The organism is Rhizobium lentis, from assembly GCF_014200175.1.
In the GTDB taxonomy this organism is placed as follows: domain Bacteria; phylum Pseudomonadota; class Alphaproteobacteria; order Rhizobiales; family Rhizobiaceae; genus Rhizobium; species Rhizobium mulingense.
The window spans coordinates 66,658-80,077 of sequence record NZ_JACHBD010000014.1; the positions used below are offsets into that span (position 1 = coordinate 66,658).

Consider the following 13,420-nt stretch of genomic DNA (forward strand, 5'->3'; position numbering starts at 1 on the left):
ACCGTTACCGCGACCTGGTCGCGTTGCAATGATGAAACGGGGTTGCGCCTCACACCTGCGTTCCAGAGTGTCCGGGCGAGACCGTGACGACCACGGCCCCGCCGGACGTTGCCTTGGGAGGCTGACTTCTGGACAATGTTCGTGACGAGAGCTTAGTGCTTCATGCGCAGTATTGGCTTGATGACCTTGCCGCTCTCGGAATCGGCCATTGCCTCGTTGATCTGGTTGAGATCGTAGAACTGGACGAGCTTGTCGAACGGGAACCGTCCCTGCTGCCAGTATTCGATGAGCTCGGGTATGAATTTGGAGGGAATGCTCTGGCCTTCGACCACACCGACGAGCGTACGGCCGAACAGAAAGTTGCCGATATCGACGATCCCTTCCGTTCCGAGCGCGGACGATCCGACCAGTCCACAGGTTCCTGGGGTGCCGAGGCAATCGACCGCCTGGCGAAACACCTTCGGCGAGCTCGTGCATTCGAGACTGAAGTCTGCGCCTTCGGGAATGATTTCCCTGATCGCCTTGACGCTATCCCTATTGCGGGCGTTTATGATGTGGGTTGCACCCAGTTCAATCGCCAGTTCGAGACGTTCATCGTTAAGGTCGATCACGATAATGGTCGAGCATCCGGCGATCTTCGCCGCCATGACGGCTGCCATGCCGACCGCACCCGCGCCGAACACTGCAATGGAAGATCCCGGTTGGGGCTTGAGGCAGTTGAGAACCGCTCCGGCGCCAGTTTGCAGCCCGCAGCCCAGCGGTCCCATGAGTTCGAGGGGAACATCTTTGGAAACCTTGACCGCATTGCGCTCGCTGGCGATGGCATAGGTGGCGAAAGAAGACTGCTCGAAGAAGCACCCGCTGATCTGGGTACCGTGTGAATCATGTAGCGGGCAACTGCCATCCGGCCGGGTGCCACGGAAATTTCTGCCGAAAAAGTCTTCACAATAATAAGGCGTGCCTCCCCGGCACTTCTCGCATTTCCCGCAATATGCGTAGCTTAGAGCCACGTGGTCGCCGGGCGAAAGCTCTTTTACATCGGCCCCGACCACTTCCACGACGCCGGAGCCTTCATGGCCGAGAACCACGGGCTGCGGTACGTCATATCCTTGGTCGCGAACAACCATGTCGGTGTGGCAGACACCGCTCGCCACGATCCGGACGAGGATTTCGTCGGGGCGAGGTTGATCGATACCGATGCACTCCAGAACAAGAGGCTTTGCCTTTTCGCGCGAAATTGCAGCGTATGCTTCTTTCATAAAATGACTCCATCAGTGCGCGCTCGGCCGGTAGATGACACTTGTAGGCGTTCGCAGACAATCAGTCAATTATCTTCAGTGAACCAAAATGCTCGCTGAGGCCATCCCAGCGCGCTACACGGACATGTAAAGAACAAAATCAATGTAATATCAATTGCTTCCTCAGGGCATTCGGCCGATCTAGATCTTGGTCCGAATTGTTGGCTGTCTTAAAGCTGGAATTCGCTTGACAGATTGACTGATTCAGAAGTGGCGTTCATCGAACGCGCCGGCTGACGGTGGTGCCCGTATTTCCTGCCTCGCGGCCTCGCTTTCCGGGTGATGGTAGCGATTATGGCTCCCAACTTCCTTTTTATGAACCTCGCCGGCGAGGCGCGGTCTCCTCTGGTTCCTGTTGGCGTGCTCGTGGGTGAGGTGACGGGCGGCTGCTTTGTCTTATTGCTATATCGAACCAAGCAGCAATAAAAGAATAGAAAAATCAGTATGATAACACAGAAGACACGTCAAAAAGCTGAAATTCAATATAGTTTATTGACAGATTGTCTGCTTATTCATAATGATGCGATCTGCCGTTTGTGGGGAGAATTCAGCGATGTCTGGAGGATAGCGGCGCTCCAGATCGCAGACAAAATGACCACGTTGGGTGGCAAGAGGAGGAGAGTTTCGATGAAAAGACGTACATTCCTACAGACGGGCAGTGCCTTGATTGCAGCTGGCGCGTTCGGAATACCGGGCATCCTGCGGGCAGAGGATACGATCACCCTGCTGCCCGACACTTGGCCGTCCGAAGGGGAAAACCCCGTCGTCGACGCTGGTAAGTTTGCCAAGTCAGGTCCCTGGAAGATTGGTCACAGCCACTATGGCCTGGCCGGTTCGACGCACACCTATCAAACCGCATTCGAGGCCGAATACGAAATCAGCAGGAACAAGGCCCGTGTCGGCGACTATCAATTCCGAAGCGCCGACCTCAACGCCTCAAAACAGGTCGCCGACATCGAGGATCTGATCGCACAAAAGGTAGATGCAATCATCATTGCGCCGCTTACGACAGGCTCGGCCGTGGAAGGCATCAGGAAGGCGAAGGCTGCCGGCATTCCGACGGTCGTCTATCTCGGTCGCGTCGACACCGACGAATTCACGGTGCAGGTCCAAGGCGACGACTTCTACTTTGGCCGGGTGATGGCGCAGTTCCTGGTCGATAAGCTCGGCAACAAGGGAAAAGTGTGGGTGCTGCGTGGCGTCGCCGGACATCCGATCGATGCTGATCGTTACGCCGGGGCGATCGAAGTCTTCAGCAAGTCCGGTCTCCAAATCACCTCAACCCAGCACGGCAGCTGGTCCTACGAGGACTCAAAGAAGATAGCCGAAAGCCTCTATCTGTCTGATCCGGATGTCGCCGGGGTCTGGACTGACGGCGCGAACATGTCGCTCGGGGTCTTGGACGCGCTGCAGGAAGCCGGGGCTTCCACCATTCCACCGATCACGGGAGAAGCGCTCAACGGATGGATGCGTCGTTGGAATGACGAAAAGCTCTCTTCGATTGGGCCCATTTGCCCTCCGGCTCTTTCGACGGCAGCCCTGCGTGCGGCCTTCGCGCTTCTCGAAGGCAAGCCGATCCAGCGCAACTGGACCAACCGGCCCAAGCCGATCGTCGACGACAATCTTGCACAGTTTTACCGCTCCGATCTCACGGACGCTTACTGGGCTCCGACAGAAATGCCGAATGAGAAGCTCCTCGAGTACTTCAAGGCCTGACGCATGGAGGGCGCGGACAAAGCGCGCCCTCTTCACCCTCGCAGATGGAAGTGTTCATGAGTATGCTTGTCGAGATGGTCGGCATAAACAAGTCCTTTGGTGCGGCCAAAGTCCTGTCGAATGTTCAATTTTCGCTTGAACGCGGCTCCGTCCACGCATTGATGGGCGAGAACGGGGCGGGAAAATCCACGCTGATGCGAATTCTGGCCGGCGTCTATCAACAGACCGCTGGACGCATCCGTCTGCGAGGAGAAGAGGTGACCTTCCGTTCCCCCAAGGAAGCGCGTCTCGCCGGGGTGTCGACAGTGTTTCAGGAGTTCACCCTCATCCCCAATCTCACGGTCGCCGAAAACATGTTTCTTGGACACGAACCGCGGCGTGCCGATGGGTCGATAGACACCGCCGAGGTCGTCGAGCGATCCCGCAAGCTGCTTGTCGACGTTTTCCCTCAACTGGACGCCACGGCGATTGTGGAAACGCTGACGGTTGCCCAGCAGCAGGCAGTGGAAATCGCCAAAGGTCTGACATCCAATGCCGATGTCTTCATTTTCGATGAACCGACCGCGGCACTAAACTCGACGGACGTCGCTCATCTCTTCAAGGTCATTCGCGATCTGAAGGCGCAAGGGAAGGCTGTCGTCTACATCTCGCATCGGATGAACGAGGTGTTCGAACTGTGCGACACCATCACCGTCATGAAGGATGGGGCTTGGGTAAAGACAGCCAGGGCAGAAGACTTCAATCTCCAAACGCTTGTGGCAAACATGGTTGGACGCGAGCTTCAGAATTTCTTTCCGCCGAGGGCGCAGACCATTGGGTCGCCGATGCTCGACGTGGCAGGGCTTCGTCTCAATGACCATGGCCCGCCAGTCGGTTTTTCCGTACGCACGGGCGAGATCATCGGACTGGCCGGGCTGGAAGGCCAGGGGCAGCGCGAAATCATGCGTGCGGTCGTCGGGGTCGAAACCGCCGCAGTTGTGACCGTCCGGCGTCGCCGCGACGATAGCATGATCGGTGTGAACGTATCCTCCGGCTTTTCGAGTGCGATCTCAGCCGGCATTGGTTTCATTCCTGAAGACCGCAAGCAGGAAGGCTTATTTCTTCGGCTTCCGATCTACGATAACATCGCACTTGGCAAGCAGTTGAACCGGAACATGGCGAGCGTTGCATGGCGTTCCATCTCCAGGGTTCACGATGTCATAAAGTCGCTCCGTGTTGCGGCTGCCGACCCAGCCTCGCCCGTCGGCAAACTTTCGGGCGGAAACCAGCAAAAGGTCCTTCTTGGCCGCTGGCTGCTTTCGGGGGTTGATATCCTTGTCATCGAGGAGCCGACACGTGGCGTCGATGTCGGCGCTAAAGCGGAAATCTATAAGCTGCTTCGCGATTTTGCCGATCGTGGCGGTGCAGTGATCGTCTCGTCACGCGAGCACCCCGAACTGATCGGGCTCTGTGACAACATCCTGGTCGTTCACGACAAAAAGATCGTCGGACAGATGCCCGCGCTTGATGCCACAGAGGAAACCATCCTGGGAACCGCACTCGGTTCGAACTCCGCGCACGATCCGCGCGCCGCTGTTCATTGAGGAGGATACATGAATACCGTCGCAAAGTTCCTGAAGGCACCCTATAGGGCGGGTGCGATCCGGCTGTCGATCGGGACGCTATTCGTGCTGGTGGTCGCCTCGGTTATCCTGCTTCCACAATTTCTGGCGCCGGAGAATCTGTCGAACCTGCTGGCCCAATCCACTGTTCTTGTCATTTCTGCGCTAGGCCAGACCTTTGTGATCCTGACGGGCGGCCTAGACGTTTCCGTTGGTTCGATCATCAGCGTGACGACTACGATCATGACACTCGACATGCCCGAGGTTGTCCGTGTCATGCTTTGCATTGCGGTTGCGATCGCATTCGGATTGTCGAATGGCTACGGCGTAGCCAGGCTCAACGTCCATCCGATCATCATGACCCTGGCAACCATGGGTATCGGCCAGGGATTGGCGCTTATCATTCTTCCTATCCCCGGCGGGAAGGTGCCCGAATGGCTTTCGGCGTCAGTCGCGGGTTCCGTTGGGCCCGTGCCAAACTCGCTGCTCTGGCTGATCGTCGCCACGTTCGTTGCTGCCTGGTTGCTTTATCGCAGACCGTTTGGCCTTTACCTGTTCGCTTCGGGTGGTAACGACTTCAATGCCCGCATGAATGGCGTCCCGGTCGAGCGCACAGTCATCAAGGCCTACATCCTGTCGGCGCTATTTGCTTGCGCTGCCGGGATGTTCCTCGCAGGTCGCCTTGCCTCGGGCGATCCCAAGGGGGGCGCCACATTCGGAATTGAATCCGTTACCGCAGCAGCGCTCGGGGGTGTTCACCTGGCTGGCGGTATCGGCAGCATCCTCGGCACTGTAGCCGGCGCGGCTATCCTCGGCATCGTCAACAACGTGATGAACCTCGCTAACGTCTCGGCATTCCTCCAGTCGGTCGTGAAGGGCCTTCTGCTGCTAGCACTCGTCGTCTCACAGCGTCGCAAAACGATCGGACTTTGAAAGAGATGGACCTCTCGATGACCACAACGGATGCGAAAATTGAGATGCCATCGCGCACTCTCACCGCCAGGCGCATACTTTCCTGGGTGCTCGGTTTGCCCCCGGCATATTACGTGCTCGCAATCCTGATCGCTGTGGCCCCCGCTGTAAGCGCGACGCTGATCAATCCAAACTATTGGTTCGTGATCCTGAAACAGTCAGCGCCGCTTGGGATCGCGGTGCTGGCGCAATCTCTTGTCATGCGGGTGCGTTCTATTGATCTCTCGGTCAGTGGCGTGTTTGCTTTTTCGATCTATCTCGCCAGCTCCGGGCTCCTCAACAGTTACCCGCCCTTCGTCACGGTCCTGATGCCGATCGTCATCGGCCTTGCCGTCGGTCTGATCAACGGCGCCCTCGTGGCCTATGTCCGCGCCTCCGCGGTCATCGCGACGCTGAGCGTATCGGCGATCCTCATCGGGATCATCCAATTCATGAGTTCGGGCCGTGCACCGGGTTCGACACCAAGCTGGCTTCGCGTCCTGACGAGCGGGAACATCTACGGCCTGTCTTACTCCGTGATCGTCTGGATCGGGATTTCCGTTCTCGTCGCATTAGCGTTCCGCTTCTTGATCCTCGGGCGCTACTTCCGCGCTGTCGGCGACAATCCGAGGGCGGCGGAGATAACAGGCATACCTCTGGCCCGCACGATTTTTGTCTCCCATACGCTTGCGGGCACGCTGACAGGCATCGCCGCCCTGGTTCAGGTGTCGGCTCTGGCCGTTGGCACGATCAAGCCCGGCTTCGACACCTTCATGAACGCTCTCGCCGCGACGATTCTCGGTGGGGTGACGTTCGGCGTCGACCGCGGTGGCGTCGCGGGGCCTTTCGTGGCGGTCGTCGCCTTCAGTTTCCTCTTCGCGATGTTGACGGTGTTCGGCATCCAGGAGCCCGGCAAGCTGATCGTCCAGGGCGGGATCATCGCGCTTGCTGCGATCATTTACGGAGCACGCGTCGGCCGCGTCTAGCCGCAAGGATCTGCCAAACAGGTCATTCCCGGTGTCAACGCGGGAGAATGCAGGAGATAAGAATGGTGAAGATAACGGCGGCCGTGGCCGCAAAACCGAAAGCTCCGCTTGAGTTTCGTGAACTCGAGCTGGCGGATCCAGAAGGCAATGAAATTCTCGTGCGGACGGTCGCCACGGGCATCTGCCATACCGACCTGTTGCTCCGTGATGGGATATTTGGGCCTCCCGCCCCGGTCATACCAGGACATGAAGGTGTTGGTATCGTCGAGGCCATCGGGGCGGACGTCCAAGGTTTAAGGGTGGGCGACCACGTTGCGCTCAGCCAGAGTTCATGTGGCTTCTGCGGCGATTGCCGGCGCTCTCACCCGATGAACTGCCAGAACTACACCCAGTACAATCTGACGGGGCTTCGTCCGAACGGCAAGAAGGCCTTGCTGTGTGATGAAGTCGGCATCGGCAGCAACTTTGTCGGCCAGTCATCCTTCGCGACCCACATCCTGGCGACTGAAAACAACGCCGCGCAGCTTCCCAAGGATTTCGACCTGACGAATGCGGCCCCGCTCGGTTGCGGCATGGCAACGGGAGCAGGTACCGTCATCAACGCCATGAAGCCGGAGATCGGTCAAACCATTGCCGTGTTCGGCGCGGGAGCGGTCGGCATGGCTGCGGTGATGGCCGCCAAGGTCCGGCGGTGCAGCAAGATCATCATCATCGACCTGAACGAGCAGCGTTTGGCCATGGCTGAGACGTTGGGCGCGACCCACGCTATCAACGGCAGGGACCCAGACGTCGTGGAGCAGATCCACGCCTTGACGGGCGGCGGTGCCGATTTTGCGATCGACGCCGTGGGTATCGTTCCCGTCATCCTGAACACGATCAAATGCACGCGGGCAGGGGGTCATGTCGTCCTCCTCGGGCTCGACGCGCTCGGCAAGGATATTCCAATCCCGCTGGACCTCATGGTCTTCAACCGGAAAATTCAGGGTGCCATCCTCGGGGATCAGATCCCGCAGCTCTTCATCCCCCAACTGGTCGAACTAAACCAGGCCGGCCTGTTTCCGTTCCAGAAGCTGATCACAAAGTACCCGTTCGAGAAAATCAACGAGGCCATCGCCGATGCCGAAGCTGGCCGCGTGATCAAGCCCGTCATCGTCTTCAATAGGAGCTTCCCACATGCCATCGAGCAAGTCCGACGAACAGCATCTCATCGTTGAGTTTAAAACATCGACGCGTAACCGGGACCGTGTCAACACACTGCTCCAGGAGTTTGTCGGCCCTGCCCGCGAGGAAGAGGGCTGCCTTTACTACAACCTCTACCAGCGCTCCGACGAGCCGAATACGTTCTTCATTCTCGATGGTTGGGCAAACGAGGAGGCAGCCGCGCGTCACGGAGAATCTGCGAACGTCAAGCGTGTTCTCGAACCGCTGCTTCCGTTGCTGGTAAGCCCCCCTTCCATCATTGTGAGCAGTCGCATCAGCGACTGAGCTTGCGATCGTGCAACACCGAAGGACGCGCTTCGATCCGAGGCGGGTTTTTTTCCAAAGGCTCGCGGGAGGACGAAATGGAGCATCGAGTTGTCATCGTGGGAGGCGGTTTCGCCGGCCTCCAATTGGCCAAGGATCTCAAATGTCCAAACCTTTCGATCACGATCGTCGACAGACGCAATCATCACCTGTTCCAGCCGCTGCTCTATCAGGTCGCAACGACCGTCCTGGCGACCTCCGAGATTGCCTGGCCCATTCGCGCGGTCTTCCGTGGAAGGAAAGATGTCACAACGCTTCTTGGCGAGGTCGTGGGCGTCGATGTCGAGAAGCGGCTTGTCTCGCTCAAGGGCGGTCATGCCATTCCCTACGATACCCTTGTTCTCGCAACAGGGGCCCGTCACGCGTATTTCGGCCGGGATGAATGGGAGCCTTTCGCGCCCGGACTGAAGGCGTTGGAAGACGCCACCACCATCCGCCGTCGTCTTCTCCTGGCGTTCGAAAAGGCGGAGCTGGAAACCGATCCCCAAGCGCGGGCCGCAATGCTGACCTTCTCGATAATCGGCGCCGGACCGACAGGCGTCGAGATGGCCGGGATCATCGCCGAACTGGCTCAAAGGACGCTTGTCGAGGAATTCAGAAACATCGATACGACTTTGGCGCGTATTCTTCTTGTAGAGGCAGGACCGCGTGTTCTGCCTGTTTTCCACGAGGCGTTATCGCAATACGCCGAGCGATCCCTTGCGTCGATGGGCGTGGAGGTTCGCACGGGACGGCCGGTAACCGACTGCACCGAGGAAGGTATATCGATCGGGGACGAGTTCGTCCCGAGCCGTACGGTCATATGGGCGGCGGGCGTGCAGGCATCCAAGGCCGCCGTATGGGTCGGGGCGGAGACAGATCGAGCAGGGCGGGCTATCGTGCAGCCCGACCTCACGATCTCAGAACACCCGGAGATCTTCGTTGTCGGCGATACCGCGAGCGTTAAGACCGGCGAGGGAATGCCGGTTCCTGGTATCGCTCCTGCCGCAAAGCAGCAGGGAAAATACGTCGCCCAGGTGATCAAGGCCCGCCTTAAGCAGCGCTCAGCGCCGCCTCCCTTCAAGTACAGGCATCTTGGTAATCTTGCCACCATAGGGCCAAGCTCCGCGGTGATCGATTTCGGCAGGCTTCGGCTCAAGGGCTCCATCGCCTGGTGGATCTGGGGCTTTGCCCACATCTACTTTTTGATCGGAACACGGAGCCGCATGGCGGTCGCGCTCAGCTGGCTTTGGGCATTTACCTCCGGACACCACTCTGCCCGCCTTATTACCCAGAAGGAGACGCTGAAGGACGAGGTCTAGCAGGGATTTATCAGTGACGTGGCGGAAGCACGCCACGCTTTCGTGGGCATTGCGCGGAACGACCTTGTCACCTGCAGCTATTGAAGGAACGAAACATGAGCGAGTTTTTGAAAGACAGCATTATCATTCCACCGACCTCGACCGTGGAACGCGAGAATGGCGAGTGCCTATCTGAAGGCCAGTCTGCAATAGACGTTGACGCGCTCGACGATGCTGCGCGTGCAAGCGTTGAGGGCCAAACGAATGCCATACGCGTCAGAGAGCCGCGTGTGAAAGCGTAGGACTTTCCGGAAAGATGCCGTTCCCCAGAGACATCCATGGGCTGTTCCATGGAAGGTCCAACTGTGGCACGGCGAGACCAAACCGGCGCGGGCCAAAGACCTCGTGAAACCGGATCGATGGATTGTCCGTCGATCATCTTCCATGTCCTCATGGCTTGGGGTCGGAGAGGCGGGAGACAACGTGATTTGGAGATAAGTGTGTGGTGGTTTCCCTGTTGAGATACGAACGAGTTGCTGGATCTCACGGTTTCACACATGGACCGTTTTCCGCGTGAAACCAGGATCTAAGACACACAACGCTTGCCGGACGCCGCCGACGGAAGGGTTTATCGAAGGAGGACAAAACGATGCCGGCTCTCATGCAGGCAAAGTATGCGTGTTGGTGGGCGCGTCAAACCCGGTCGGTTTCTGTCTTGCGCAGTCTTTCCTCGAAACTGGCTACCGTGTCGCCGTAGGTGACCTCGACCCTTCAGACTTCAGTTCATTAACCGCAGTCTCGGGGACGAATTTGTTTCCGGTTAAGGTCAATTTGAATAGGGACGTGTATGTCAATTCAATGGTCGATCAGGTCTACCTACGCTGGAGCCGGGTCGATATTCTGGTGAACATAGCCTTCCGTCGCCGTGAATGCGCCGAACCGCTTTCCGCTACGGATCTTGGGCTTGATGCCGTCTCCAACCTGATAAGGGTGACAAGTGCTTTCGGCTCCCGCCTCCAGGGAGAGGAACTCGCTGTTGTGAATATCGCCTGGTTTGACGAGAAGTCGCTGCTAGAGGCCGACCGTGAAGCTGTGCTCCAAGCGGCCTTACGAACTACGACGAGTGCGATGGCGAAGAAGTATTTCGACTCGGGGCTTCGGATAAACGCTGTTCATACCAGAAATGCGCGTTCTACATCTTACGTTCAAAGTGAGACGCTTAGGACACTTGTTCAAGCTGTCCAATTCCTCGCAAATCCAGAACTGTCTGGAAAGCTCACGGGGAACGTCCTGCACATCGACCTGAAACCTGACGATAGTCCTTTCCGAAGATAACTCGAGAAGACATTAACTTGTCGTTAAGGTTGATAGTTTGAGCGTCAATTCGACGTGGAAATCCTAACAAGATGTAAAGCACTTTGCATTTCCGCATTCGAACTTTCTTCCTCTTCGTTTAGGTCGAATAACTAAAACTCCAGAAATGGGCGGCAGTGCCCGCTTTAGTCATCTGGAGGTTTTATGTTCGTCGATCGCTTGCTATCCGCTTTCAGCATCAGAGCGAAAGTCTTATTAGTACTGGTGCCGCTGGTCATGATCCTGGCGGCCGTCGGTGTCGTGAGCCTACAGGCGACCGGATTGCTGCAATCTCGCCTTCGGCTATCGAGCGAAGTTCTCGAGACTTTGAGCGGATTTCGGGACGTCTCTGAGAGCATGAACCGGTTTTTGGCGCAGAGTTCTACGGAGAACCGTGATGAGGCCCTGGCAAGTCTAAGGGGGCAGGGCGCCACGATGCTGTCGCTTCAGGAAGTCGCCACTGACGTTGGTAGTGACACTCGTGCTCTTGAAAGCAGTGAGTCCGCGATGTCCGCGATTTCTGACAGCATGGACCGCATGTGGTCCCTGCACAACGATGAGCTATCCATTCGTCGTGACGTTGCCGCAAGCTTGACCGAGATCAAGCAGGTCGCGGCCGACCTGAAGCTGGCCGCGGTTAAAGTCCGTGCGCAGGTCCGCAACCAGGAAAACTCTGGCAAAACGATGCTCAGAGAGGCTACCCGCTCAATCGACACGGCGGCAATTATGCAGCGGTTGTCGGAAAATTTGGTGAATCTGCCGGCTAGCGCGATGCAAACCCCCGAGGCACAGCAACAGGCGCTCATGATCAAAAAGGCGATGAAAACCGTCAAGCGCGTCGTTGCAACGGACGATGGTGGACAAGCAGTCGCAAACTTGGAACAGGCAATCTCCAGCGTCGTCGCCAATTCCGGGCTGGATAGCGCTTTCCTTCACAGCCTAGGGATCGACCTTAGTGCGTTTGCCCCGCGACTGCGAGATGACGCCATACAGCATATGATCGAGGGAACCCACGCAGTTCGAGCCTTGGATAAGCCATTGGCGGAATCGGAGACGCTCATTGCGGCAGTGGCATCGGTAGGCCAGGATGCCGATTCGATAGAGATTGAGATAAACAACCTGTTGCGGGCGGCCAGCACTGAAAACCAGGAGCGACTCATTGAGCAGCTTACGAAACTGACTCGTGACACCGTAGCGGTTGGAGGCGTAGCCGGTTCATTGCCAGACTTCCCCAAAATGGAGGAGGTCCTCTACTTACAGGGGGATGCCATCGAACAGAATACCGAGAAGTTGGTCAAGATCGCGGAAGGGCGGCAGGCGAAATACGCAGAGGCGGATAAAACCGTCCAGTCGATATGGAAAAATCTCGTGTCGTTCGCGTCGACTCAGGAACATGACGCTCACCGGGAAAGTGATTTCGCCCGACTATTGTCCGCAGCTGCTACCGTCTCCGGTGTTTTGGTCGCCCTCTTGGCCGGAGCCGGCCTGATGGTGACATTGCGCGCTCCAATCGAACGGATCGCAAGGCGCATGCAGGGGCTTGCAACCGGTGATCTTCAATCAGACATCGATGGCTGCCAGCGGAAAGACGAAATTGGCGATATGGCTCGCGCGCTTGAAGTTTTTCGCGGAAATGCGGTCTCGAAGCTCGAGGTTGAAGCCCGCGCGCAAGACGACCGTAAAACGGCTGATCAGGAGCGGACGGATCGTGAGTTTGAACGTGCTCAGCTTGAGAAAGAAGTGTCCAGCGCTGTACAAACACTCGGGGAGGCACTCTCTAGATTGGCGCGAGGAGACATCTCGCAGACCATCGACCGTCACTTCCATCCCAATCTCGAGCAACTGCGGCGTGACTTCAACCACTCACTGTGCGTCCTAAGGGATACCGTGTCCCATATCGACGAAAACACCCAACAAATCAAATGGGGAACCGACGAACTTTTCAAAGCCTCTGATGATTTGTCACGCCGGACTGAACGACAAGCTGCTTCTCTCGAAGAAACCGCAGCAGCCGTTGAGCAGGTGACTGCGACCGTGAGGAACTCCTCGGAGAATGCCTGCGAGACACAAGCGTTTGTTTCTGCAGTCAAGGAACATGCAGAGGGCGCGGCCATCATTGTAACTGATGCTATAAGCGCCATGGCACGAATTCAGGATGCATCTTACAAGATCGGTCAGATCATAGGATTGATCGATACGATTGCCTTCCAGACGAACTTGCTTGCGCTGAATGCCGGCGTTGAAGCAGCTCGTGCCGGCGATGCTGGAAAAGGCTTCGCGGTCGTTGCACAAGAAGTACGCGAGCTTGCCCAAAGATCGTCAGCCGCAGCGCTCGAGATCCGGCAGTTGATTTCAGAATCTTCGTCAGAGGTGGCCGTCGGTTCGGATTACGTCGGCAGGACCGGGGAGGCTCTGCACAGTATAGCGGCATCAATCGTGCAGATTTCTGATCGCATCGACCAGATTGTGAGTTCCAGCCGCGAACAAGCGACGTCGCTGGCTGAGATCAATAACAACGTCAATGTTCTTGATCAGGGGACGCAACAGAATGCAGCCATGGCTGAGCAGACAAACGCTGCAACGAAGACGCTTTCTGATCAGACTATCGAACTCAGCGAACGGCTTGCTGGGTTCAAGTTGACAGATGATAGGCCGGCTCATCGGGTAAGTCTCGCTGCATAAGGCAGCCGTAGTTAGATTCGAAGCATTCC

11 protein-coding genes are annotated in these 13,420 nt (G+C 57.3%); 10 read left to right on the forward strand and 1 reads right to left on the reverse strand.

All coding sequences use genetic code 11. From position 1 onward, the window contains the following. Positions 1-152 precede the first annotated feature (152 nt). Positions 153-1,259, reverse strand: a complete 1,107-nt coding sequence (locus GGI60_RS26945; protein ID WP_040140064.1) for an NAD(P)-dependent alcohol dehydrogenase — start codon at positions 1,257-1,259, stop codon at positions 153-155. Positions 1,260-1,925: 666 nt separating this feature from the next. Between GGI60_RS26945 and GGI60_RS26950 the strand changes: the two genes are divergently transcribed. From GGI60_RS26950 to GGI60_RS26995, 10 genes are all read left to right on the forward strand, one after another. Then, positions 1,926-3,014 carry a substrate-binding domain-containing protein gene (locus GGI60_RS26950; protein ID WP_013984701.1) on the forward strand — a complete coding sequence of 363 codons (1,089 nt, stop codon included), beginning with the start codon at positions 1,926-1,928 and terminating at the stop codon, positions 3,012-3,014. 56 nt (positions 3,015-3,070) lie between these two features. Beyond that, positions 3,071-4,597: a sugar ABC transporter ATP-binding protein gene (locus tag GGI60_RS26955; RefSeq protein WP_170961474.1), complete on the forward strand. Its 1,527-nt coding sequence runs from the start codon at positions 3,071-3,073 to the stop codon at positions 4,595-4,597. A gap of 9 nt (positions 4,598-4,606) precedes the next feature. After that, positions 4,607-5,548, forward strand: coding sequence for an ABC transporter permease (locus GGI60_RS26960; protein ID WP_013984703.1), 942 nt, complete (start codon positions 4,607-4,609; stop codon positions 5,546-5,548). A gap of 5 nt (positions 5,549-5,553) precedes the next feature. Then, on the forward strand, positions 5,554-6,552 hold the full coding sequence (locus GGI60_RS26965) for an ABC transporter permease (RefSeq protein WP_183934913.1): 999 nt from the start codon (positions 5,554-5,556) through the stop codon (positions 6,550-6,552). A 62-nt stretch (positions 6,553-6,614) separates the two neighbouring features. After that, positions 6,615-7,766 (forward strand): NAD(P)-dependent alcohol dehydrogenase, encoded by a 1,152-nt coding sequence (locus tag GGI60_RS26970; protein ID WP_013984705.1) that lies wholly within the window; start codon positions 6,615-6,617, stop codon positions 7,764-7,766. Then, on the forward strand, positions 7,726-8,037 hold the full coding sequence (locus tag GGI60_RS26975) for a putative quinol monooxygenase (protein WP_013984706.1): 312 nt from the start codon (positions 7,726-7,728) through the stop codon (positions 8,035-8,037). Before GGI60_RS26970 ends, GGI60_RS26975 begins: the two co-directional genes overlap by 41 nt. 77 nt (positions 8,038-8,114) lie before the next feature. Then, entirely contained in the window at positions 8,115-9,377 is a 1,263-nt protein-coding gene (locus tag GGI60_RS26980) for an NAD(P)/FAD-dependent oxidoreductase (RefSeq protein WP_013984707.1), read from the forward strand. Between the two features lie 95 nt (positions 9,378-9,472). Next, positions 9,473-9,658: a hypothetical protein gene (locus GGI60_RS26985; RefSeq protein ID WP_013984708.1), complete on the forward strand. Its 186-nt coding sequence runs from the start codon at positions 9,473-9,475 to the stop codon at positions 9,656-9,658. A 271-nt stretch (positions 9,659-9,929) separates the two neighbouring features. Further along, positions 9,930-10,691 carry an SDR family oxidoreductase gene (locus GGI60_RS26990; RefSeq protein WP_312863473.1) on the forward strand — a complete coding sequence of 254 codons (762 nt, stop codon included), beginning with the start codon at positions 9,930-9,932 and terminating at the stop codon, positions 10,689-10,691. A 183-nt stretch (positions 10,692-10,874) separates the two neighbouring features. Continuing rightward, positions 10,875-13,391 carry a methyl-accepting chemotaxis protein gene (locus GGI60_RS26995; protein ID WP_183934887.1) on the forward strand — a complete coding sequence of 839 codons (2,517 nt, stop codon included), beginning with the start codon at positions 10,875-10,877 and terminating at the stop codon, positions 13,389-13,391. Positions 13,392-13,420 lie beyond the last annotated feature (29 nt).

Excerpts from the sequence above, each read along its gene's own strand:
- GGI60_RS26950 (WP_013984701.1), top strand. The coding sequence starts at position 1,926 with ATGAAAAGACGTACATTCCTACAGACGGGCAGTGCCTTGATTGCAGCT.
- GGI60_RS26970 (WP_013984705.1), top strand. The coding sequence starts at position 6,615 with ATGGTGAAGATAACGGCGGCCGTGGCCGCAAAACCGAAAGCTCCGCTT.
- GGI60_RS26985 (WP_013984708.1), top strand. The coding sequence starts at position 9,473 with ATGAGCGAGTTTTTGAAAGACAGCATTATCATTCCACCGACCTCGACC.
- GGI60_RS26965 (WP_183934913.1), top strand. The coding sequence starts at position 5,554 with ATGGACCTCTCGATGACCACAACGGATGCGAAAATTGAGATGCCATCG.
- GGI60_RS26995 (WP_183934887.1), top strand. The coding sequence starts at position 10,875 with ATGTTCGTCGATCGCTTGCTATCCGCTTTCAGCATCAGAGCGAAAGTC.
- GGI60_RS26980 (WP_013984707.1), top strand. The coding sequence starts at position 8,115 with ATGGAGCATCGAGTTGTCATCGTGGGAGGCGGTTTCGCCGGCCTCCAA.
- GGI60_RS26945 (WP_040140064.1), bottom strand. The coding sequence starts at position 1,259 with ATGAAAGAAGCATACGCTGCAATTTCGCGCGAAAAGGCAAAGCCTCTT.
- GGI60_RS26955 (WP_170961474.1), top strand. The coding sequence starts at position 3,071 with ATGAGTATGCTTGTCGAGATGGTCGGCATAAACAAGTCCTTTGGTGCG.
- GGI60_RS26960 (WP_013984703.1), top strand. The coding sequence starts at position 4,607 with ATGAATACCGTCGCAAAGTTCCTGAAGGCACCCTATAGGGCGGGTGCG.
- GGI60_RS26975 (WP_013984706.1), top strand. The coding sequence starts at position 7,726 with ATGCCATCGAGCAAGTCCGACGAACAGCATCTCATCGTTGAGTTTAAA.